13 protein-coding genes are annotated in these 21089 nt (G+C 45.5%); 9 read left to right on the plus strand and 4 right to left on the minus strand.

Annotation, left to right across the window (positions count from 1 at the left end):
* Positions 1-209: 209 nt before the first annotated feature.
* Positions 210-1502, plus strand: a complete 1293-nt coding sequence (locus U5K35_RS18440; RefSeq protein ID WP_322572993.1) for an amidohydrolase family protein — start codon at positions 210-212, stop codon at positions 1500-1502.
* A 12-nt stretch (positions 1503-1514) separates the two neighbouring features.
* Entirely contained in the window at positions 1515-2759 is a 1245-nt protein-coding gene (locus U5K35_RS18445; RefSeq protein ID WP_322572994.1) for an amidohydrolase family protein, read from the plus strand.
* A gap of 171 nt (positions 2760-2930) precedes the next feature.
* Here U5K35_RS18445 and U5K35_RS18450 read toward each other — a convergent pair whose 3' ends face one another.
* Positions 2931-5168 (minus strand): Na-K-Cl cotransporter, encoded by a 2238-nt coding sequence (locus U5K35_RS18450; RefSeq protein WP_322572995.1) that lies wholly within the window; start codon positions 5166-5168, stop codon positions 2931-2933.
* A 992-nt stretch (positions 5169-6160) separates the two neighbouring features.
* Here U5K35_RS18450 and uvrA point away from each other — a divergent pair.
* The 5 genes from uvrA to U5K35_RS18475 all read left to right on the plus strand — a co-directional run bounded on the left by uvrA (position 6161) and on the right by U5K35_RS18475 (position 14205).
* Positions 6161-8977, plus strand: coding sequence for an excinuclease ABC subunit UvrA (gene uvrA, locus U5K35_RS18455; protein ID WP_322572996.1), 2817 nt, complete (start codon positions 6161-6163; stop codon positions 8975-8977).
* A 419-nt stretch (positions 8978-9396) separates the two neighbouring features.
* Positions 9397-10014: a porin family protein gene (locus U5K35_RS18460; RefSeq protein WP_322572997.1), complete on the plus strand. Its 618-nt coding sequence runs from the start codon at positions 9397-9399 to the stop codon at positions 10012-10014.
* A gap of 322 nt (positions 10015-10336) precedes the next feature.
* A complete protein-coding gene (locus U5K35_RS18465) occupies positions 10337-11887 on the plus strand; it encodes a hypothetical protein (protein ID WP_322572998.1) in 1551 nt (516 codons plus the stop codon).
* Between the two features lie 30 nt (positions 11888-11917).
* A complete protein-coding gene (locus U5K35_RS18470) occupies positions 11918-13459 on the plus strand; it encodes a hypothetical protein (RefSeq protein ID WP_322572999.1) in 1542 nt (513 codons plus the stop codon).
* Positions 13444-14205 (plus strand): ABC transporter ATP-binding protein, encoded by a 762-nt coding sequence (locus tag U5K35_RS18475; protein ID WP_322573000.1) that lies wholly within the window; start codon positions 13444-13446, stop codon positions 14203-14205. Before U5K35_RS18470 ends, U5K35_RS18475 begins: the two co-directional genes overlap by 16 nt.
* A 104-nt stretch (positions 14206-14309) precedes the next feature.
* Here the strand turns inward: U5K35_RS18475 and U5K35_RS18480 are convergent, their stop codons facing one another.
* Positions 14310-15407 (minus strand): MFS transporter, encoded by a 1098-nt coding sequence (locus U5K35_RS18480; RefSeq protein ID WP_322573001.1) that lies wholly within the window; start codon positions 15405-15407, stop codon positions 14310-14312.
* Between the two features lie 409 nt (positions 15408-15816).
* Here U5K35_RS18480 and U5K35_RS18485 point away from each other — a divergent pair, with 409 nt between their 5' ends.
* Both U5K35_RS18485 and U5K35_RS18490 read left to right on the plus strand, forming a co-directional pair.
* Positions 15817-16572, plus strand: coding sequence for a GNAT family N-acetyltransferase (locus U5K35_RS18485; RefSeq protein WP_322573002.1), 756 nt, complete (start codon positions 15817-15819; stop codon positions 16570-16572).
* Between the two features lie 38 nt (positions 16573-16610).
* Positions 16611-17378, plus strand: coding sequence for a lysophospholipid acyltransferase family protein (locus U5K35_RS18490; RefSeq protein ID WP_322573003.1), 768 nt, complete (start codon positions 16611-16613; stop codon positions 17376-17378).
* A gap of 549 nt (positions 17379-17927) precedes the next feature.
* On the opposite strand, the gene U5K35_RS18495 is transcribed toward U5K35_RS18490, so the two are convergent.
* Positions 17928-18251, minus strand: coding sequence for an efflux RND transporter permease subunit (locus U5K35_RS18495; protein ID WP_416221673.1), 324 nt, complete (start codon positions 18249-18251; stop codon positions 17928-17930).
* The gene (locus U5K35_RS18500; RefSeq protein ID WP_322573005.1) at positions 18154-21009 is read right to left on the minus strand and encodes an efflux RND transporter permease subunit; all 2856 of its coding nucleotides are present in this window, start codon (positions 21007-21009) and stop codon (positions 18154-18156) included. Before U5K35_RS18500 ends, U5K35_RS18495 begins: the two co-directional genes overlap by 98 nt.
* Positions 21010-21089: the final 80 nt, after the last annotated feature.

Raw genomic sequence — 21089 nt, forward strand, 5'->3', positions numbered from 1 at the left:
ATTCAGATATTTAACTTCTCGACTTCATCCCGATAAAAGGCTATCGGGATTTCGCTCGAAGTGACGGTAATAATAAATTACATTTTGAAGCCTGAAGCCTGAAGCCTGAAGCCTGAAGCCTGCAAAAAATCTTTATTTCTTTTTACAAACAGGCTCCGAATAACTATGTTAATTCATCTTGTTAACGTAAACCAAACTGAGTCAGATTTATGAGAAAACTGCTTACTGTATGTGTGATGTTGAGCCTGTGGGCCATTAGCCTGCAAGCACAAGATCGACCGCATGTTTTTGAAGGTGCGGAGATCATCCCGATTGCGGGAGATGTTATTTCCAACGGTGTGTTGGTGGTACAAAATGGAAAAATTGAAGCTGTAGGTGAGGCGGGATCCGTCTCGATCCCGCGAAATGCCGTTCGCGTGGATGCCTCCGGGAAAGTAATCATGCCGGGACTGGTGGATACCCATTCCCATATCGGAGAGGGAGATGGCGGTGATCGATCCGCAACGCTCCATCCGGATGTCCGCATCATGGATACGATAGATCCGAGAAGCAAAACCTTTTACAAGGCACTTGCCGGCGGATTAACCACGGTAAATATCATGCCGGGTTCGGGACATTTAATGAGCGGACAGACGGTGTACGTGAAAACGAGTCCGAAAAATACGATCGAAGAGATGCTGATTATGGTAGATGAAGAGACCGGTATTTACGGCGGACTGAAAATGGCCAACGGAACCAATCCGCTTCGTTCAGACGGATCACCCGGTACCCGTGCAAAATCTGCAGCGATGGTTCGATCCCTCTATTTAAAGGCACAGGAATATCAGAGAAAAATTGAAGAGGCCGACGGTGATCCTGAAAAAATGCCGGCGCGCGATCTGGAGATGGAAACCCTGGTTGAAGTTCTGGAAGGAAAACGCATTGTTCACAACCACACACATCGTCATGATGATATTCTGACGGCCATTCGCCTTTCTGAAGAGTTTGGCTACCGGCTGGTTCTGCAGCATGTGAGTGAAGCGTGGAAAGTGGCTGATGAAATTGCCAACTCAAATGTGGTCGGATCATCTATTATCGGTTTGGATTCACCGGGCGGTAAGATGGAGACGATTGAAATTTTTGATATCAACGGACGCGAATTGGAAAAAGCCGGCGCGGATGTGGCGTTTCATACCGACGACCCGATTGTAGATTCCCGTTTTCTGTTCCGGATGGCTGCATTGGCAGTGAAAGAAGGAATGAGTCGCGAGAAAGCTCTTGAGGCGTTGACGCTTGCCGGTGCAAGAATGCTGGATCTTGACCATCGTGTCGGTTCATTGGAAAGCGGCAAGGATGCTGATTTTATCATTCTCTCGGGAGATCCTTTCAGCGTTTATACGCATGTGGAGCAGACCTGGATTGATGGAGAAAAAGAGTGGGACCGTGAAGATCCCGAACTGGGAAAATATGCTACCGGCGGTTACGATATTTTCCGGGCAACTACACTTCACACTCACCACTAAGGAGGCCGAATTATGATGAACAAAAAATTGAAAGAAATGAAGAATAAAGTGAAATTTTCAGGCCTTGTCATGGCAGTGATGATATTTTCGGTGTCCCTTTTTGCCGACGCTGCAGATGCTCAGATCGCCGTAAAAGGTGAAACGGTTTACACCATGAACGGCAACGCCATTTCAAATGGCGTGGTCTTGATCAGGGATGGCAAGATTGAAAGGGTTGGTTCAGCCAATCGGATCAATATTCCGTCCGGATACGAAGTGCACGAGGCCAAAGTGGTTACCCCCGGACTCATCGACGCACGTTCTGTGGTTGGCCTGGCCGGATATTACAACCAGGAGCACGATCAGGATCAGCTGGAGACATCCTCTGCAGTTCAGCCGGAACTGCGTGCCTCCGACTCCTACAATGCGCGTGAATTCCTGGTTCAGTATTTGAGGGAGCACGGGATTACAACCATCCAGACCGGCCATGGTCCGGGAGCCGTGATCAGCGGACAGATGATGATTGTTAAACCTATCGGATCAACCGTGGATGAGGCTCTGATACAGGATGCCACCATGCTGTCCATGACCATGGGATCCGGAGTGAGACGAAATTTCAGTTCGCCCGGAACACGATCAAAAGCTGTTGCGGTTTTAAGGCAGGAGCTGATCAAGGCTCAGGATTATTCAGCCAAAAGAGCAGAAGGTGAAACCAACGGAACGGATTTGAAATCTGAAGTTTTGGCCGATCTGATCGACGGTAACATTACGGCAATGGTGTATGCTCAAACCGCGCAGGATATCAATACAGCTCTTCGGATTCAGCGGGAGTTTGGCTTTCCAATGGTTCTGGAAGGAGCTGCCGAAGCCTACCTGATGATCGATGAGATTAAGGAGTCGGGAGTTCCGGTCATTATTCATCCTACAATGGCCCGGCCGGGTGGTGAGATGAAAAACGTCAGCTTTGATACAGCAGCCAAACTGCATGAGGCCGGTATTCCGGTCGCCTTCCAGAGCGGATACGAGGGATACGTGCCCAAAACAAGGGTGGTCCGTTACGAAGCCGGGATTGCCGCCGCGAACGGGCTGGGAATGGAGAACGCTCTTCACGCTCTGACAGTCGGCGCCGCTGAGATTCTGGGAATTTCGGATCGGGTGGGAACACTCGAGCGCGGCAAAGATGCGGATGTCGCTATGTTTGACGGTGATCCGTTTGAGTATCTGACGAACGTTCAGGGAGTGATTATCAACGGTGAGGTGGTTTATAAGCCGGAGTAATTCAAAACTCATCAATATCTATAAAGCCCTTCTTCAATAACATTGGAGAAGGGCTTTTTAGTTTAAGGATCAGAAGGGTTCACCGCGAGGACGCAAAGGGCGCGGAGAAGAAATTGTTGGTCGCGGGATACATCCCCGCGAAAAGTCGGCAGGCAGGAGTTGAGAGAGCCTCTACGTCTCCTGGAATTCATCCTGCTGCAGCAGAACCTCGCCAAAGGACATCTCCTCTCCGGCAAGTACCAGTGCTGTTGTAGGCAGGTCTTTCAGCCGTTCCTGTATCGAATCGTAATAAGCAACAAAGTCATCGCCGGGTGTGGCCATACCCAATAAAATAAGATCGGCGTTGCTTGATGAGGCGTGCAGAATTTCTTTAAAAGACCGGCCCTCGGAAACAATGAGTTCAATGGACGCCTCAATACGAATCTTGTTGAGGATTTTCACAAGATTTTTCCGGATACCTTCAACAGCATTTTCATGTTTCACTACCATCTTGATGGTAACATCGGCATTGTGCCAGCGTATACTGCTTTGCAGCATGTAGGTCAGCAGAATCATGAGGCCGCCATTCTTTTTCAATCCGCCCCACCACACGTCGATTTTCTGGTAGTTGTTGAAATGCACTTCTTTGTTGTCGTGTATAATGATGACATTTCTTTTTTGGTGATAGAAATACCGGATCATATCGCAGTACTTATCGCGAATTTCAAGATTTTCGCTATCTCCAAGAATTATGGTATTGGGCACCAGAGTTCCGAGACCATAGGAATCGACCAGTCGCTTTGCTCCCTCAAATGAATCGGGTGCGGAAATAACCCGGACCAATCCCTGAACACTTCGTTTTGCAAGATAATCCCGGACATTCGCTTCCATACTGGATCGTTGCTGGATCCTAACCTTGTCGCTTGTTATAACGGAGGAAACGGTTAATATTCCGCGTCCCTGTGTCAATGAGGAGGCAAACTCGATGAGATGCCATCTTTTGGTTGGGCTTCCGGAAAGTACCAGCGGATGAGGTCTCCAGGTTTTCTCCTCTTCTGTATCATCCAAACGCATGAGCCCGCCGCGAATCAGGGCCATCCAGATACCTCTTCGTACATCACCCCAGGTGGTTTTTAACTCTCTGCTTTCGAGCCATGCAAAGATGACGGCTACAAACACAAAAGCGATACCGGTAGCCACTGCGTTAATCAGGAACATAACGCTGATACAGCCGATAGCCCCCAACAGTGAAAAGATCCAGTGAACTTTAAACTTCGGCCTGAATGAGGGACTGCCGAGCAGGCGCTCTGTACCTGCGGCAATATTCAGAACTCCGTATGTGGTGAGGAAGAACATGGTTAAGATGGGGGCGATCAGGTTCAAGTCTCCCATCGCAACGGCAACAAGAGCGATACCCATAGTGAGTATTGTTCCCAGGCGGGGCGTGTCATCTTCACCTTCACCGCGTCCCAGCCAGCGAAGCCAGCGGGGCAGAACACCGTCGCGGGCCAACGCCTGCAGAACTCTTGGCGCTCCCAGAATACTTCCCACTGCACTCGAAAGAGTGGCGCCCCAAACACCGATCAAAATGGCATCACCCCAGTAGGAGATTTTGCGCATAATTAGCGGGTCCTCAATCAGGGTGATGGCGTCTGCCCGGTTTGCCAGTATAATCGGCAGGAGCATATAAATGACATACCCGACTCCAATGGCATAAAACGTACCTTTTGGGATCGATTTGGCAGGTTCCTTTAGATCGCCGGACATATTCACACCCGCCATAATACCCGTTACGGCCGGGAAGAAAACCGCAAACACAACCCAGAAACTTTCCGAATTCCGGTCGGCCGCTCCCCACATTTCAATGGATGACTCTTCAATTGGGCTTCCGAATATCAGCGAAAGCAAGGATAATCCAATCCCAAACATGATAAAATACTGTGCCCGGATGGCGGCCTTTGCGGAAACGAGCGCCAGTGCCGCAACCGCAACTGTAGTGACAATGCCTACCCATTTGAAATTCAGATTTGGAAAAACGCTGACAATACTTTCTGCAAAACCAATGGTGTAGAGTGCGACTGATAGGGCCAGAGCAAAAAAGAGCGGAATTCCGATAGCACCGCCCGATTCAATTCCCAGCGAACGGCTGATCATGTAGTAGGCTCCGCCGATTCGCACCCGCTGATCCGTTGCGATGGATGCAATTGAAAGTGCAGTAAGGAAAGTAATTGAAGTGGCGATTGTAACAACGATAAGAGAACCGATCAGCCCTACATTTCCTACAACCCAGCCAAATCGCAGATACATGATAACGCCAAGGATGGTAAGAATGGAAGGTGTAAACACCCCGCCAAATGTTCCGAGCCCGGATTCTTTGGGCTCTATTACATGTTCATGATTGCCAGATTTGTTGCTGAAGGGATTCTGCATCTATCGATTTCGAATAGTATATGTTGATTATAGGTCGATATAAAAGTCAGACTGAAAGTACAGTATTTGAACCAAAAGAGTAAAGGATTAGTCGAATCTAAATTAATAGATAAAGATAACTATGAAAGTGAACGTAAAATTCACCGCGGAGTCGCGGTGTACGCAAAGGAGTATGGGAGATTTTTATACATGACCTAGGTAAATATTAGATGGATTTCTGGGGATTCCTCCACTGCAACCCGACAAAAAAAAGCAGTCGGGGTTTCCAGTCGGAATGACAGGCTACAAATGGGAATAGGCGGCGGGCAGCTCTCACCATTTTTCCCATATACAGTTTTCTGCCCGCCTGCGCCGAGGCTACGAAGGACAGGCCCGCTGCTGCCTTACCCAGTACCATGTCGTCCCGACTAAGAGAGTGTAGCGAACGCTTGGAGGGATCTCATTGAAAAAGGCTATAATCGCTTTAATACTTTATTTAGATATTGAAGCCTTCACCAATATTATTAAAGATGTGTACACACGGTAGCTCACCAAAGGGGGGTGTCAAGTCACAAAGTTTCACGAAGTATAAACTGCGAGAAAATCTGTTTAGAATTTTAACTCCGGTTATTTTCAAAAATCACCGATTGAACCTCCCCTAAATCACTTCGTGGGAATCGCTGCGCTCGGAGCCCCTCCTTGAAAATGAGGGGACTTTCGTTCATCAAAATATTACGAAATCTCATTGAACACCCCTCGCCTTCACTCTGTTACGGCACTCCCCTCAAGGGGAGACTTTACCACACAACCCATTCATGGGTTACACACACGAGCGTGGGATTTATCCCCGCGACCTACCCATTCCACCTCTGCGCCCACCGCGCCTCCGCGGTGAACCACTGAACGCATCAGACCGATCAGATTGTTATTAATTATTCTGCAAATCCATTCTGCCATTCGGGTAAATAGTTTCGTATTTTTACACGTTTGCGGAATCATCTAATTAACGCTTCATGAGCGAATCAGCTATCGAAAAGAAAGAAAGTTCAAAAAACGGAGTCCCTACTTCAGAACGCCCCATCATTGTAAAGGGAGCAAGGGTTCACAATCTTAAAAATATTGACGTTGAAATACCCCGGAACAGGCTCACGGTCGTAACGGGGGTATCCGGTTCAGGTAAGTCCAGCTTGGCATTCGATACGATCTATGCCGAGGGTCAGCGCCGCTATGTGGAGAGCCTGTCGAGCTATGCCCGCCAGTTTCTGGAGCGGATGGACAAGCCCGATGTCGATTTTATGCAGGGGATTTCTCCGGCGATGGCCATTCAACAGAAGACAACCAGCAGCAATCCCCGCTCCACGGTTGGGACTTCCACGGAGATCTACGACTACATGAGGCTGCTCTTTGCCAGAATCGGGAAGACAATCTCACCAAAGTCAGGCAAACAGGTTCAGAAAGATACGCCCGAGACCATCATCAAGGAGCTGTTTGATGAGCTGGAGGAGAAGACCAAATTTTATGTTCTCTTTCCGATCGATTTGCGAGAGGGTCGGAAGATGGAAGAGCAGCTCACCGTGTTGAAAGAGAAGGGGCTCACGCGTCTGCTGAAGGTGGATGATGAGCAGATGGTGGATTTGAGCGGTGATGATGTGGATCCGAAAAAGATCAAGCCGAAAGATTACCGTGTGTTGGTTGATCGCCTCGCCCTGAAAAAGGATGACGATGGCAGGAGTCGTCTGGCCGACTCTATAGAAACGGCTTTCAGAGAAGGAAACGGACGCTGTTCCATCAAAGTAAGAGATGGTAAAGAGTATCCGTTCAGTGAACGGTTTGAACGCGACGGGATGGAGTTCCTGGAGCCTACGCCACAGATGTTTTCGTTCAACAACCCGTTTGGCGCCTGCGATACATGCGAGGGATTTGGCCGGGTGGCCGGAATCGATGAAGATCTGGTAATTCCAGATCACGATAAGACGATTCGAGGCGGTGCCGTTGCTCCGTTCGATTCGCCAAAGTTCAGCAAATATTTAAAGGATTTTATCAAAGTGGCGGCTAAGGATCAGCTGCCGATTGACGTGCCGTACAAAAATCTGGATAAGAAAACGAAGCGCATCTTGTGGAACGGGAAAGGCGGGTATGCCGGAATCCACGGGTTTTTTAAGGATGTTAAGAGTCAGTTCTACAAGGTGCACATGCGCGTGCTCTACTCCCGTTATCGGGGATACAGCCGCTGCCCGGATTGCGAAGGATATCGCGTGCGTAAAGATGCGCTCTATATAAAAGTGGGCGGTATGCACATCGGAGAGGTCTCGGAGATGACGATCGGTCACGCCCGCGAGTTCTTTGAAGACCTGACGCTCTCCGATTTTGAAAAGGAGGTGGCAGGACAGATTTTGTATGAGATCAGAAAACGCCTGAAATATCTGGATGAGGTCGGGCTGGATTACCTCACGCTGGAACGTCTCACAAATACATTAAGTGGTGGAGAGTCGCAGCGGATCAGCCTGGCAAACTCACTGGGGAGCTCGTTGATCGGAAGTTTGTATGTATTGGATGAGCCGACAATCGGACTTCATCCCAGAGACAACAACAGGTTGATCAATATTTTGAAATCACTTCGGGATATCGGAAATACCGTACTGGTTGTGGAGCACGATCCGGAGATGATTAAGGCGGCGGATAATATTATCGATATCGGGCCATTTGCGGGAAGCTATGGCGGGGAAGTGGTTTACAGCGGTCCTTATGATGAACTTTTAGAATCGAATACGCTCACCGGAAAATATCTGAGCGGCAAGAAAAAGATTCCTGTCCCTGAAAAACGCCGGAAAGGAAATGGGAAGTCACTGCTGGTTGAGGGTGCATCCGAGCACAACCTGAAGAGCATTGATGTGGAGTTTCCGCTCGGCAAACTGGTTACCGTAACGGGAGTTTCCGGCTCCGGTAAATCGACTTTGGTTCACGACACGCTCTATGCATCTATTCAGAACGAGTTGGGAACGTGGAAAGAGAAGATCGGAAGGCATCGCAAACTGAGTGGACTGCGACACGTGGAAGCGGTTGAGATGGTGGATCAAGGTCCAATCGGGCGCTCTACACGATCAAATCCGGCTACCTACACGAAATCATTTGATGGCATTCGCGATCTGTTTTCAAATACCCGTCAGTCTAAAATTATGGGCTACACACCCGGACATTTTTCATTCAATGTGCCGGGCGGACGCTGCGAGGCGTGTCAGGGTGAGGGCGTGCAGAAGATCGAGATGCAGTTTATGGCCGATATTGAACTGGTTTGTGAGGAGTGCGGGGGAACACGGTTCAGGAAAGAGATACTGCAGGTAAAATATCGCGGTAAAAATATTCACGATGTACTGGAGATGAGCGTAAGCGACGCCCTCGACTTCTTTGTGGATGAGGCGTCGATCGTAAATAAACTTCAGCCGCTGGATGATGTTGGGCTCGGCTATTTGAAACTGGGTCAAAGTGCGACCACACTTTCCGGGGGTGAGGCACAACGCGTGAAACTGGCGAAATTCCTCTCCAAGACCAACAACCAGCATACACTCTACTTTTTTGATGAGCCGACCACAGGACTCCATTTTGAGGATATTGCGAAATTGCTGAAGTCATTCAACGATCTGGTGAATCAGGGGCATTCGGTTATTATTATTGAGCACAACCTGGATGTGATCAAGTCGGCCGACTGGATTATTGATATTGGTCCGGAAGGTGGATTTGGCGGTGGACAGGTAGTAGCGACAGGTACCCCGGAGGATATCGCGGCAGTGGAGGAGAGCCATACCGGGCGGTTTTTGAGAGAGGTGTTATAAAAGTGTTCAGAAAATTAAGATTATGACCATTCGAAGCCACTTTGATTCAGTTCAGGGTGGCTTTTGTTTTTGGGTATAGGAAAGTTGGGCTCATGTTGATTTATGTAGTTTACACCATCAATTCATGCTGAATGATAAAGCTGTAAGACTATTCTTTGGCATCAAAGCCTATAAGTATTGTTAACCAAACCCTTACAGGCTGAAAGCCTGAGACAACCCAGCTTGGGGCAGCGCCCCAAGTCAACAGGTTAAACCTAAATTCAACAATACTCATGCCGACCAAGACAGAACCTGGATTATTATCCTCGATTCATAAAATATCTATTTTATTTAATGGACAATTTTGATTAATTGATGTAACAAACAATGAGGGAAACTATCCTGAATAAAACAAACACCTTAAAAGATAGAGGTACATTATGAAAAAGCTAACAAGTCTGCTAATCATACTATTTATGACAGCAGCTATGATACAACAAGCAAATGCACAGAGTCCGGTCAGTTTTGGATTGCAAGCGGGAATGAATATTTCAAATTTTAGCGGTTCAGATTTTGAATATGAGGCCAAAACCGGATTAACGGTAGGTGCTACTCTGGATATATCTCTTCCGGCTATACCGTTTGGTATTGTAAGTGGCGTAAACTACACTCAAAAAGGTGCCAAATTAGAAGATGAGGGTGTCTCCGGTAAAATTAAGGTCGATTACATTGAAGTTCCGATAATGGCTAAATTTCAATTAGGCCCTCCCGGACCTATCACTCCTCATTTTTTATTCGGCCCGTATATCGGATTTAATATGAATGCAGAAGCGGAGTTTGATGACGGTGAGTTTTTTGCTGGAGGTGATATCAGTGATTTTACCAAAAGCACTGAGTTTGGTGGAGTTGCAGCTGTTGGACTCGACTTTAGTCTGGGTATAACGAAGTTAAATGCACAGGCTCGTTATAGTTACGGTTTTTCATCCGTTTTTGAAGATGATTCTGATGACGGTGAGAAAAACGCCGTACTCTCGGTTGTAGTTGGAATCATGTTTTAAAGAATCAATGAATCGTTTTAACTAAAAGCCCCGGAATAAACTTCGGGGCCTTTTTTTGGCCTGATTACACTTTAAAACTGTGTTCGATTATTAAATGGATCATTCATTGAACATGTCAGTCATTACTTTTTTACCACGAAGACGCTAAGACCCGAAGTAACACGATGTAATATAAAAACAGACAATTAACCTTCGTGGCTCCATAAAATAGATTTATTGATTATTTGCCTCTTAATATTCTCACATTCTGGGAAGGACGGGAATTTTAAATACTTAAATCGAACTCAGATTTTATCTGCTTCTTTACTTTGTAAATGAATTTATGATCAGCAAACTGCTATACCTGAATTGGAAAATGTTCTTGTCGAAACTGACAACGTTTCAGACAATTTTGCTGATTGGGTACGGTCTCTTTTTATTTGTGACGCTGATCAATTTAATGGGCTCGGCACTGGTTGTGGTTTTTCTTGATTCCACTTCTGAACTTGCGGTTGAGCTTCCATGGCTGACCCCGGAAATACATCAGCTTATTATCCTGGTCTTTGCCAACGTGTTTTGGATTATGCACTTCTCCTTTACAAGCACACGCCTGTTGAATATGGAAGAGAACAGGAAATTGCTTGCGCTGGGCTATCCGGCAGGTAAACTCTCTTGGCACCTGAATCTGATGGCGCTTTATCATCCGGTCAATATGATTTACAATATTACCTGGCTCGTTTTCCTGTCGCTTCAAATCAACAGCGGCTGGAATATTCCCATTTTGGTTACCGCCGTACTGCTCAACTACGGCATGATCTTCTCCATCAAGCATCGCTTTTTAAGAATGGTTGAGAAGCGGTTCAGAATCATTGTCTTCAGTTTTATCTTTATCGTATTTGGCGTTATTTCACTGCTCACAATTTTTACCCGTCGCCCCGAATCATTCTTTGGTCAATTTGCCGAACAGTTTACAGGATTTACAGAGTTCTTCTACTGGTTGCCCGGTGGTTTGCTATTACAGTCCGCTTCATATTCGCATGAACTGCTTTTAACAGGGGTTTTGTTTGCTTTTATGTTTGTTCTGACATTCCTGATTTTCCGCGATCACTTCTACAAAACCAAAGAGGGCTTGATGAAACCCTCGGCTATCAAATTTCGAAAAGAGGCGGGATCACTGCAGAGATTTCTGAAAAAATGGCTGGGTCACAACGCCGGAAAGTACTACTACTATGTGATGACTCATCCGTATAACAAGCTTCAGATTTTTGCGATCGCCTTGATTCCGCTCGTCTACATCCCCCTGCTTCTGCTGGTCGATTTTGGAGTAATCTCAACGATCTTGATTACAACCATGCTCGCAGCCATACCGGTGGCACTTCTCGGCATGGTAATGGCCAACATGTTCGGGTATGAACACAGAGAGTTTCTGCTGCACCTTCAGATGCCGGTCTCTTTTGAGAAGCAGCTCAAAGAGCGTTTTTTGGGAATCATTACCGTGCCGCTCTTTATTTTTTACGCTATAACTATTTTTGAACTGACCTACCTGCCGCAGCTGGGAACAGTATTTTCTATCTATATCGCGAATACATTCTTTTTTCTCTGTTTTATGATCATCTTTCTCTGGAGCTCATTCTATCAGTTTCAGCAGGCGAGCTACAGTTCCTTCAGTTTCAAGCATCCGGTTATTCCGCAAAAAGTGACTTTTACAATGTCATCCGCGATATTCATCCTTGGCTATTCGGTATTTGTGCCCCTGGGCGAGTGGCAACCCTATCGGTTGTGGGTAATGTTCGCCTTAATCGGGGCAATTGCGATCTACTTATGGCTAAATTTCGATCTGTTATCTAAGGCGTTTAAGAGTAAAATTTTGCATCAGCTCTGGAGCAACTACTAACAGAGCGTATTCATCTACTCAAGACAGTTTATGACAAAACTATTTTTTGAACTAAACAGTAAATTGTGGTGGCGCTCACTTCGTGGAGTTGAGATAGGGGCTATTCTATTTTATTCCCTGTTCTTGCTCTTCATTTTCGGGCAGTTTGTCGGCGTGGCATTTACGCTCATATTTGTATCAGATCATGAGTTAGTTCAGCAAGAATACCCCTGGTTCACGCTGGATGTTCAGTTTATGGTGCATCTGATTTTTATTAACCTGGTGTGGTTTTCGCAGCTATTCTATACCAAAATCAGCAGATTACGCCTCAATGATAACCGAAAACTGCTGGCTCTTGGGATGCCTCTCAATCGGCTGATTAACTACATGAACATAGCCGGATTTCTCCATCCCGTAAATTTGATGTTCAATCTGTTTTGGTTTGTCTACCTGGGATTAATGGCATCAACAGTTTTTCAGGCCGTGATGGTATCCGTTCTGATTGTACTGAACTACGGTTTGATCAACGCCATTAAGTGGAGATTTAAAAGAATCACATCAGAAAACCCCAATTGGTTAAACGGCTTATTTGGGCTGATTGTAATGATTTTGATTCTGTTTTTGGTGCAGCTGGATATAACCAAATATATCACCCAGCCGGATGTATGGGCAGCGAGCGTTAACGAGTGGCTTATCTATTCGCCCGGAATGATCTTCTATTCGGCAGCGGTGTGGATTCCCGGTGAGATTATCTTCCTTGTGGTGTTTATTACGTTTATGATATGCGGTTTTGTTCTCCAAAGGGATCTGTATCTGCAAACCAGGGAAGCTCTTCTTACACCGGTTGCGAGTGATTCATCCGAAGATCATACAAATGGAATCCAATTTTTTATCAAGTGGCTGGGAAGTCAGGGTGGTAAGTTTTTCTACTCCGTCTGGAAACATCCGTTCAGTAAAACCCAAATACTGCTCACATACTTTTTTGTTATCCCATATATCGTATTTATCTCGGTGGGAAACGAATCCGGCGGGTTTATGACATCGGTTTTTCTGGCACTCATTCCGGTTATATTTTTGATGGTGATGATGGCCAATATGTACGGATTTGAAAACAGGGAATTGCTGCTTACCCTGCAGGCTCCGGTCAAAAGAAATACGATCATTACAGAGCGACTTATGGCGTCTTTTAAAATCACGTTGATTGGATTGGTTTCCGTGCTCATCTTTATTCCCTTTCTGTATCAGTCGGTAGCAACCATGATCCAGGTGTTTCTGGGAGTAACGTTAATTACGCTGGTATTTTCGCACTATGTTTTCAAGAGCTCTATGAATAACTACAAAAAGATTGAAGATGTGAGCTTGATGTCGGTTTCGAATCCGGTTGTGCCTGCATCTGTGAATTTTACCGGCATGTTTATAGTGCTTATTTTAGGAGCATTTACATTTCCCGTTTATGAAAACGCACAGTTTTACCATATTGCCGCACTGGTTGCCGGGAACGTAGTTCTTTTATTTATGTACATTAAAAAAATGAAGAGCGTATCAGTCGCCTTCAATAAAAAAGTGATACCCCATTTATGGAACGAGCTGTAATTATTGAAAAATTGACAAAGTCGTACGATAAGGAACCGGTTTTGATAGACCTGGATCTTGAAGTACCAACCGGAACGATATTTGGTCTTATTGGCCCAAATGGCGCGGGTAAAAGCACGCTGATTGGAATTCTGACAGGCTTGCTGGACTACAACCAGGGATCTATTATCATCAATGGTTTGAGCTACAATGCATCGAACGAGATAGAAATTAAAAAGGATGTGGCTTCGGTGCTGCAGCCACCGCTACTGTTTGAGAATTTTACGTCTTATGAGTTTGTGACGTATGTTTGTGAGATGTACAGTATTCCTGTGCACGGCCTGGCCGAAAAAATTGATTCACTGTTCGACTATTTTGAAATCACGGAATTCAAACACGTAAAGACCAAGCAGCTCTCTTCAGGAAGCCGTAAAAAACTGGCGTTTTGCGCCGCCATTTTAACAGAACCAAAACTTATGTTTCTGGATGAACCGTTTGAAAGCGTGGACGTGATATCCATTGGAAGGATGAAGAACGTAATCCGGAAGCTGAAGCAGAAGGGAACGACGATCTTTATTACCAGCCATATCCTGGAAGTGGTAGAGAATCTTTGCGATGATATAGCCATTCTCCATAAAGGGAAGATACTGGCCTACCTCGATTCAGCAACCCGTAAAGAGTTGGAGAAGAACTCCAATCTGAGTGAGATTTTTGAACAGTATGTGGAATCGGGAAGCAGGGGTGATGAGCTGCTCAGCTGGCTTTAAGATCAGAAATATCGACTGATCTTTTTCCGGTGCGAATCAATGTGAGACTGTTTAGAACAAACAGACCCCCGGCGATGGCGGTAACATAAAATGTACCTTCAAGACTAATATGAAGGTAAACCAATCCCAGAACGTAGGGACCTAACGCCTGTCCGACACGCATCACCATCCAGTTGACGGATAAGAAAGGCGGCTCGAAATTCTTTGGGTGCATAGCCGGTAAGCAGATTTAAAATACTTGGAATATTCATCCCCTGGGCTACTCCAAAAAGAGAAATGGGAAGAATGAAATACCAAATATTATCAACCATCGGTATCATTAAAAAGATAACCGTGTAGAGAATTGCAGCTGCTGAAATCAGATTTTTCTCACTGAACCGCTTGGTCAATTTGCCAAGCTGAGCCGATGTAATGGCCGTTACCAGTGATGATCCCGACAGAATAATACCAATGGCCAGTGAGCTCTTTTCGAACTTCTCATCCAGCAGTATGGTGAAAAATGTTATATACCCTCCATAAAGAATGATGAATGTGAGAAACATGCCAATAAACAGACCAAGAACCATTTTCGACATCAGTGCTGTTTTAACCTCTTTGAGGTAGAGATTGATGCCCAGCCCGTTTTTCTCGGATTCCTGATTTAGAAAGAAGAGCGCGAACAGCCCAACGGGAATGGCAAGTAATGTGAGAAAAAAGGGGTAGTTCCATCCCAGAATCGCCAGCGCACCGCCGATGGCAGGATACATTGCTGTACCAATGCTGAGCACACTTCCGTTGTAGCCCATTACCGACGCACGCCGGTTTCCGGAATAGAGGTCGCCGATCAGTGTTAAGTTGAGCACACCGAGTGCGGCGCTACCCACTCCCTGGAATGCACGGAATAGCAGTAATTGATCGAAGGATGTGGCGAATGCACAGGCAGTCCCGGCAATTCCAAAAAGGAAAAGCGAAGGAATAAGGATCACTTTTCGATTGTACCGGTCTGCGAGGATTCCAAAAATGGGCGTAAATAGTATACCCGGGAGAGTAAAAAAGGTGATAAGTAGACCAATCTCGGCAGATGTTACATCCAGTGACCGGGCAATGGTAGGGAATGCCGGTGCTATACTGGATACCCCCATTACAGACGTGAGTGTTACACCAAAAATGATGTATAGATTCAGATCACTAAACAGTCCTTGATTTTGTTCTTTCGTGCTCAAAAAAAGTAGTTAGTTTATGAATTTATCTTTCAGCTGAGTTTGATTATGAGATTTAGGAAAAAGGCTCCCCTCCTTTTTAAGGAGGGGTCGAGGGTGGTTCTTTATTCTATTCGCATGGTAACGAAATCAAAAAGTTGATTTGTAAACCATTTCAACCACCCCTAAATCCCCTCCTTGGAAAAGGAGGGGACTTTACAATACCTCAAATATTTAGTCAATAATCAAACTCAGGTTATCTACCCGACTGAAATTCAGAAGGGGTAAAAATAGTTTATTTATCAGAGAATAGAAGAAAACGTTTGGTTCTATTTTCGTTCATAAAGAGATAGTTCTTAATTTGTAATACAATTATTTGCTAAAATTGTTACCATCAAGTGGTCAGAACTGAAATTCATTAATTGGAAGAGTAGTGCTAATAAAAGACAAAGTTCTAAACGAGGTAGGAAGTAACCAATACACCATTAAGTTCGCAAATACAGAAGCAGAAGTAGATGCTGCCATGCGGCTCAGGTATAAGGTTTTCAATGAAGAGCTTGCCAGAGAATTTGATTTTGATGCCGGCAGAGATAAAGATAAATATGATGAGCAGTGCCATCACCTAATTGTTGTGGACAATAAGAGTGAAGAAATTATTGGCACCTACCGGATGCAAACGTATGAGCAAGCCAGTCGGGGAAATGGATTTACCAGTGCTGTTCGTTTTAACTTGAACGAACTGCCCGATGAAGTTCTGAAAAACGCTGTTGAGGTAGGACGCGCCTGTATAAACAAAGAACATAGAAGTGGCCGGGTCTTGTTTTTATTATGGAAAGGATTTGCCGGTTACCTCGAACATTTTAATAAACGCTATCTTTTTGGGTATGCAGCCTTGAACACTAACAATATGAAGGTGGCCCTGAATACTTTTGACTACCTGAAAAAAGAGGGGCATATCCACCCGGACTTGTATATTGAACCCAAAGAGGAGTATAAACCGAGAAAAGAACAGTTTAAAGAGGATACAGATAAGTATGAAATTCCGCCTCTTTTTAAAAACTATCTTGATGTCGGGTCGAAGGTTATCGCCGGCCCGTCGTACGATAAAAAACTGGATCTGATCCATTTCATGATTTTACTGGATGTTGAGGAGATTTCAGACCGTACCAGAAAGATGTTTTTCGGGTAATATAGACCGGTGATTAAAAGCAGACTGAAAAAAGTATTATGAGAACATTTATAGCATCGATAAAAATATTTCTTCTCATTGCTTACACACTTTCTCTATATCTGATTTACTTGGTGGTATACGCGTTTTTATGGCTTTTTAAGCTGCCATACGAGCCTTTGCGAAATTTATACATGTACTCGTGGTCGCAAGGTATGTGTGCGTTTTTAAATATCAAGGTTAAAACGATTGGAGAACCGCCGAAAGCTCCCTTTTTTCTGGTATCGAATCATCTTAGCTACGTTGATATTATTCCTCTCTACCTGAACCTGAAATGCACCTTTGTGGCAAAGAAGGAGGTCAGATCGTGGCCACTACTGGGTTTTATGGTAAAAACAATGGGTGTGATATTTATTGACCGTTCAAGAAAACGGGACGTGACCCGGGTGAATGAAATTCTATCGAAGAGCCTGAATAAGTATCAGGGTATCATTCTTTTTCCTGAAGGAACAACATCGGCCGGTGAGGATGTGTTGTCTTTTCGCCCGTCACTGCTGGATTATCCTGCAAGCGAAGAGATTCCGGTTTACTATTCCACCATACAGTATAGAACGGCAGAGGAGAAGGGTGATCTTCCCGCAAATGAGAGCGTCTGTTTTTTCGGTGCGCGTGATCCTTTCCACAAACATGTTCTGAATCTTGCAAAAACCCGGCGTATAGATTGCACGATTCGTTTTTGCAATAAACCGGTTCAATGCAGCGACCGTAAAGAACTGGCTCAAAAACTCCATTCAGGAATGAGCGGAATATTTGAGCCAACAAGTTGAGTTAAATATACTAAGCTTGGTTTGAAAGAAATCTATGAAAACTCTCCCCTCCTTTCCAAGGAGGGGATTAAGGGGTGGTTCAAATAAGTCAGTTTCATTTTCCATATTACTTTTGGGCCGCCAAAAGTAATCAAAAACTTCCCGGGCGGTGATTGCTTCCGGGCCTGGTTTGCCCGCCCGGTTACACAACATCAATCGCTCCCGGGGGAGCAGATGTTGTGATGTCTCCCGCGCTTAGATGCAAACCATGCTACTCCTCCACCAATCAAGGCCGGAGGGATTTTTGCTTTTCTAAACAAAGTATGAGTTAATAGTGAAATCTGATTTTTCTATCACAAAAAAACGTGTTAATGTATTGTCTTCAATGCATTAACATTACTAAGGGTATGTTTGCATGGGTAATGTCAGGATGGTTACTGCACTTACTATCATTGTTACAGCTTAATATATTGATTCATAGAATTTTTCAACCTCTCCTAAATCCCCTCCTTGAAAATGAGGGGACTTTCGAGCACCAAAATTAACGTTTTAATAGTCGAATTCAGATTACTAAGCCGATAACGACTTGTCGATCAGCTTTCTGCGTTTCTTGGAGATGCCAATTACAACGGTTGGCACAACGAATAGGGTCAAAACTGTAGCGAATGCCAATCCGCCAATAACAGATCTGGCAAGGGGACTCCAGGTTTCAGATCCTGCCCCAAACTCAAGCGCCAACGGGATCATGGAGAAGATGGTGGTCATGGCTGTCAGCAAAATGGGTCGCATTCTGCGCTTACACGCTTCCAGGAAAAGATCGGCATAGTCGCCGGAATCTTCTTTTCCGGCTGTTTTTAGATGAATATAGTCGAGCAGTACAATTCCGTTGTTCACTACAATTCCTATCAAAATGACAATACCGATATATGCGGGAACGCTCAAGTGGCGTAGCCGTAATGTATAGGAAAAACAGGGAGCCAAAGAATGCCAGTGGCACAGAAAACATGACAATAATCGGATCCCTGAGGTTTTCAAAAACGGATGCCATTACCATGTATGTCAGTAATAGAGCCAGAATAAGAGCGATCAATATTTCATTCGAACTTTGCTGCTGAGAAAAAATCGATCCCGTAAACTCGTATCGGTAACCCTCCGGCAGAATGATTTCATTTTCAAGCACATCTACAATCTTTTGCTGATACTCTTCCATATCGCCACGAACCATAACGGCCACATCGAGCAACGTTTCCCGGTCGCGACGTGTAATTCTGTTGAGTCCTTCCACAGGAACAAAATCACCCAAGCCCAGAACAGGTATTCGCTGATCTTCATACTGAACCAATTCCAGTGAAAAAAGATCTTCCCGGGTCTGAAACTGATCCCGGTTATTTCTTACCTGTATGGCAATTTCCCTTCCTTCTTCACGGAAGAACCCGGCACGGTTGCCCCGGGCCTGAGCGCCAAGTGCACTGGCCACGCTCTGCGAGGTTATTCCGGTCCTGCTGATACGGTTGCGATCGAGCTGATATTGTAGTTCAGGCATCGGGCTTGATCGAGGATTACTCACCGACATAACCATTGGATCGTCGATCAGAGCGTTTTCCATTTCGAGCGTCAGTCGTTGTAGAACTTCCACATCCGGGCCGATCAAACTCACGCGTATTCCCCGGCCACCCCAGCCGCGACCCGAAGGTATACCACCGCCCAGGTTGGCAATTTCTATGTTAATTTCCGGCTCTTGCAAACGATTTTGAAGCTCAGATGCAATATCTGCAGTGCTCTGCTCGCGATACTGATCATCAACCAGGGTAATACTTAAAGTCCCGCCATTGGTTAAAGTACTTCTTCCGCGTCGACCAATGTTTGTGATAACGGTCTTAACTTCCGGGGCGTCAATTAAAATATCGGTGTAATCTCGCAGTTTCTCGGCGGTCGTTGCCAGGTTGGTTCCGGCAGGCAGTTCGATACGAAAATCAAACTGTCCTTCATCAGTTTCAGGGAAAAACTCCTTTTGTATGTCCGTGAAAAGATATCCTGCTCCTGCAATCACAAGAACAACACTGAGGGCTATGACGTATTTTCTGGCAAGTATCCACTCCAGAATTTTAATGTAGTTGTTCTCCAGAGATTTGATCCAGGCAAATGTGAAACTCTTTTTAATGAACTCCTCCCGCTTTAATAGCAAGGACGCCAAAACAGGAATCAATATGATGGAGGCGATAAAAGAACTTGTAATGGAGATCGAAATTGTCAGAGCCAAATCTTTGGCAACGGTGCCCTGAAAACCGCTTAAGCCCATGATTGGAATGAAAACGGCAAGGGTTGTCAATGTTGATCCGAGAAGGGCACCGATAACCTCATTGGTGCCGGTAACTGCAGCTTTGAAACGGCTTTCACCCGCTTCGAGCTGATTTGCAATACTTTCAGAAACTACAATTGAGTTATCAACCAGCAGACCAATGGCCAGAGCCAGCCCGGTTATGGAGATAATGTTTAGTGTGATATCCAGGAAATACATAAAGGCGAAAGTGGCCGTCAAAGAAACGGGGATACTCATGGCCACCACAAATGCTATTCGCCAGCCTCCCATAAAAAGCAGGAGGATTAAGATGACTACAACAAGTGCGATGAGGGCCGACTGCGCCAGATTGGAGATCGAGTCTTCAATAAACTGACCCTCGTTATTTAAAACCTGCATGCTCACACTGGCAGGGAGATTGGGTGCAAACTCATTCATTGTTTTGATGATCTGCTGAGCCACATCCAGCGTGTTTGCATCCGACTGTTTCTGTATTTCGATGGTCACACTGTTTCGACCGTTAATTTCCACGATACTGGTGATATCTTCGTAATCATCTCGAACCACGGCAACATCCCGAACCCGGATTGGAACATCCTCTCTCATTGTAATGATGGTCTGGGCAATCTGATCTACGTTCTCGTACATGGAGTTTGCGCGGATACTATAGCTGGTTCGGCCGGCAATAAGACTTCCAATCGGTTGCTGTACATTATTGCTTTGTATGGCACTCGAGACTTCTGCAGGCATGATTTGGTGCCTCGACATTGCCTCGGGTAAGAGATCTACGTAAATATTTCGATTCAAACCGCCTCTTGTATCTGCCGCTGCCACGCCGGGTATACGTTCAAATCGGGGTTCAATAAACTCCAGGGAGAGTGTACGCAGCTCGTCAAGTCCTAAGGCATCCGATTCAAGGCTGAGCTGCATAATTGGTGCCCTGTCGGGATCGAATTGAAAGATAAAGGGCTCGTTAGCCTCGGCAGGGAGTTCCGACCGGATCCTGTCTACAGCTTCTCTGACTTTTTGTTCGGTAACCATGGTGTCGGTTCCCGGTTTGAGCCTGAGGATCAAAAATGCGCCACCCTGACGAATGTTTGAGTCTAATGATTCAACTCCTTCAACACCCATGATTACACTCTCTATGGGTTCCACAACCAGCCTGAGCATGTCATCCGGCGCTACATTGGAGTAGTTGACCGACACAGCCATTATCGGAATATTAAAGGTTGGATACAGCGTAACCTTCAAGTTCATAAGAGAGAAAATTCCAAAGCCGATAACCAGCAGCGACATCATAATGGCCGTTACCGGTCGCTTCAGAATTCTTTCTGTAATTGTGATTTTTTTCATGGCAAAATGCCTTCCTAGAGGAAGGGGTTTCAGGTTAAAAGTTTAAGGTTTCAGGTTTACCTCAACAACATTGTTTTACC

Origin of the sequence: Rhodohalobacter sp., from assembly GCF_034521535.1 — a bacterium.
Lineage (GTDB): Bacteria > Bacteroidota > Rhodothermia > Balneolales > Balneolaceae > Rhodohalobacter.

Coding starts and splice junctions, on each gene's coding strand:
- U5K35_RS18440 (WP_322572993.1), top strand. CDS start 210: ATGAGAAAACTGCTTACTGTATGTGTGATGTTGAGCCTGTGGGCCATT.
- U5K35_RS18445 (WP_322572994.1), top strand. CDS start 1,515: ATGATGAACAAAAAATTGAAAGAAATGAAGAATAAAGTGAAATTTTCA.
- U5K35_RS18450 (WP_322572995.1), bottom strand. CDS start 5,168: ATGCAGAATCCCTTCAGCAACAAATCTGGCAATCATGAACATGTAATA.
- uvrA (WP_322572996.1), top strand. CDS start 6,161: ATGAGCGAATCAGCTATCGAAAAGAAAGAAAGTTCAAAAAACGGAGTC.
- U5K35_RS18460 (WP_322572997.1), top strand. CDS start 9,397: ATGAAAAAGCTAACAAGTCTGCTAATCATACTATTTATGACAGCAGCT.
- U5K35_RS18465 (WP_322572998.1), top strand. CDS start 10,337: ATGATCAGCAAACTGCTATACCTGAATTGGAAAATGTTCTTGTCGAAA.
- U5K35_RS18470 (WP_322572999.1), top strand. CDS start 11,918: ATGACAAAACTATTTTTTGAACTAAACAGTAAATTGTGGTGGCGCTCA.
- U5K35_RS18475 (WP_322573000.1), top strand. CDS start 13,444: ATGGAACGAGCTGTAATTATTGAAAAATTGACAAAGTCGTACGATAAG.
- U5K35_RS18490 (WP_322573003.1), top strand. CDS start 16,611: ATGAGAACATTTATAGCATCGATAAAAATATTTCTTCTCATTGCTTAC.
- U5K35_RS18500 (WP_322573005.1), bottom strand. CDS start 21,009: ATGAAAAAAATCACAATTACAGAAAGAATTCTGAAGCGACCGGTAACG.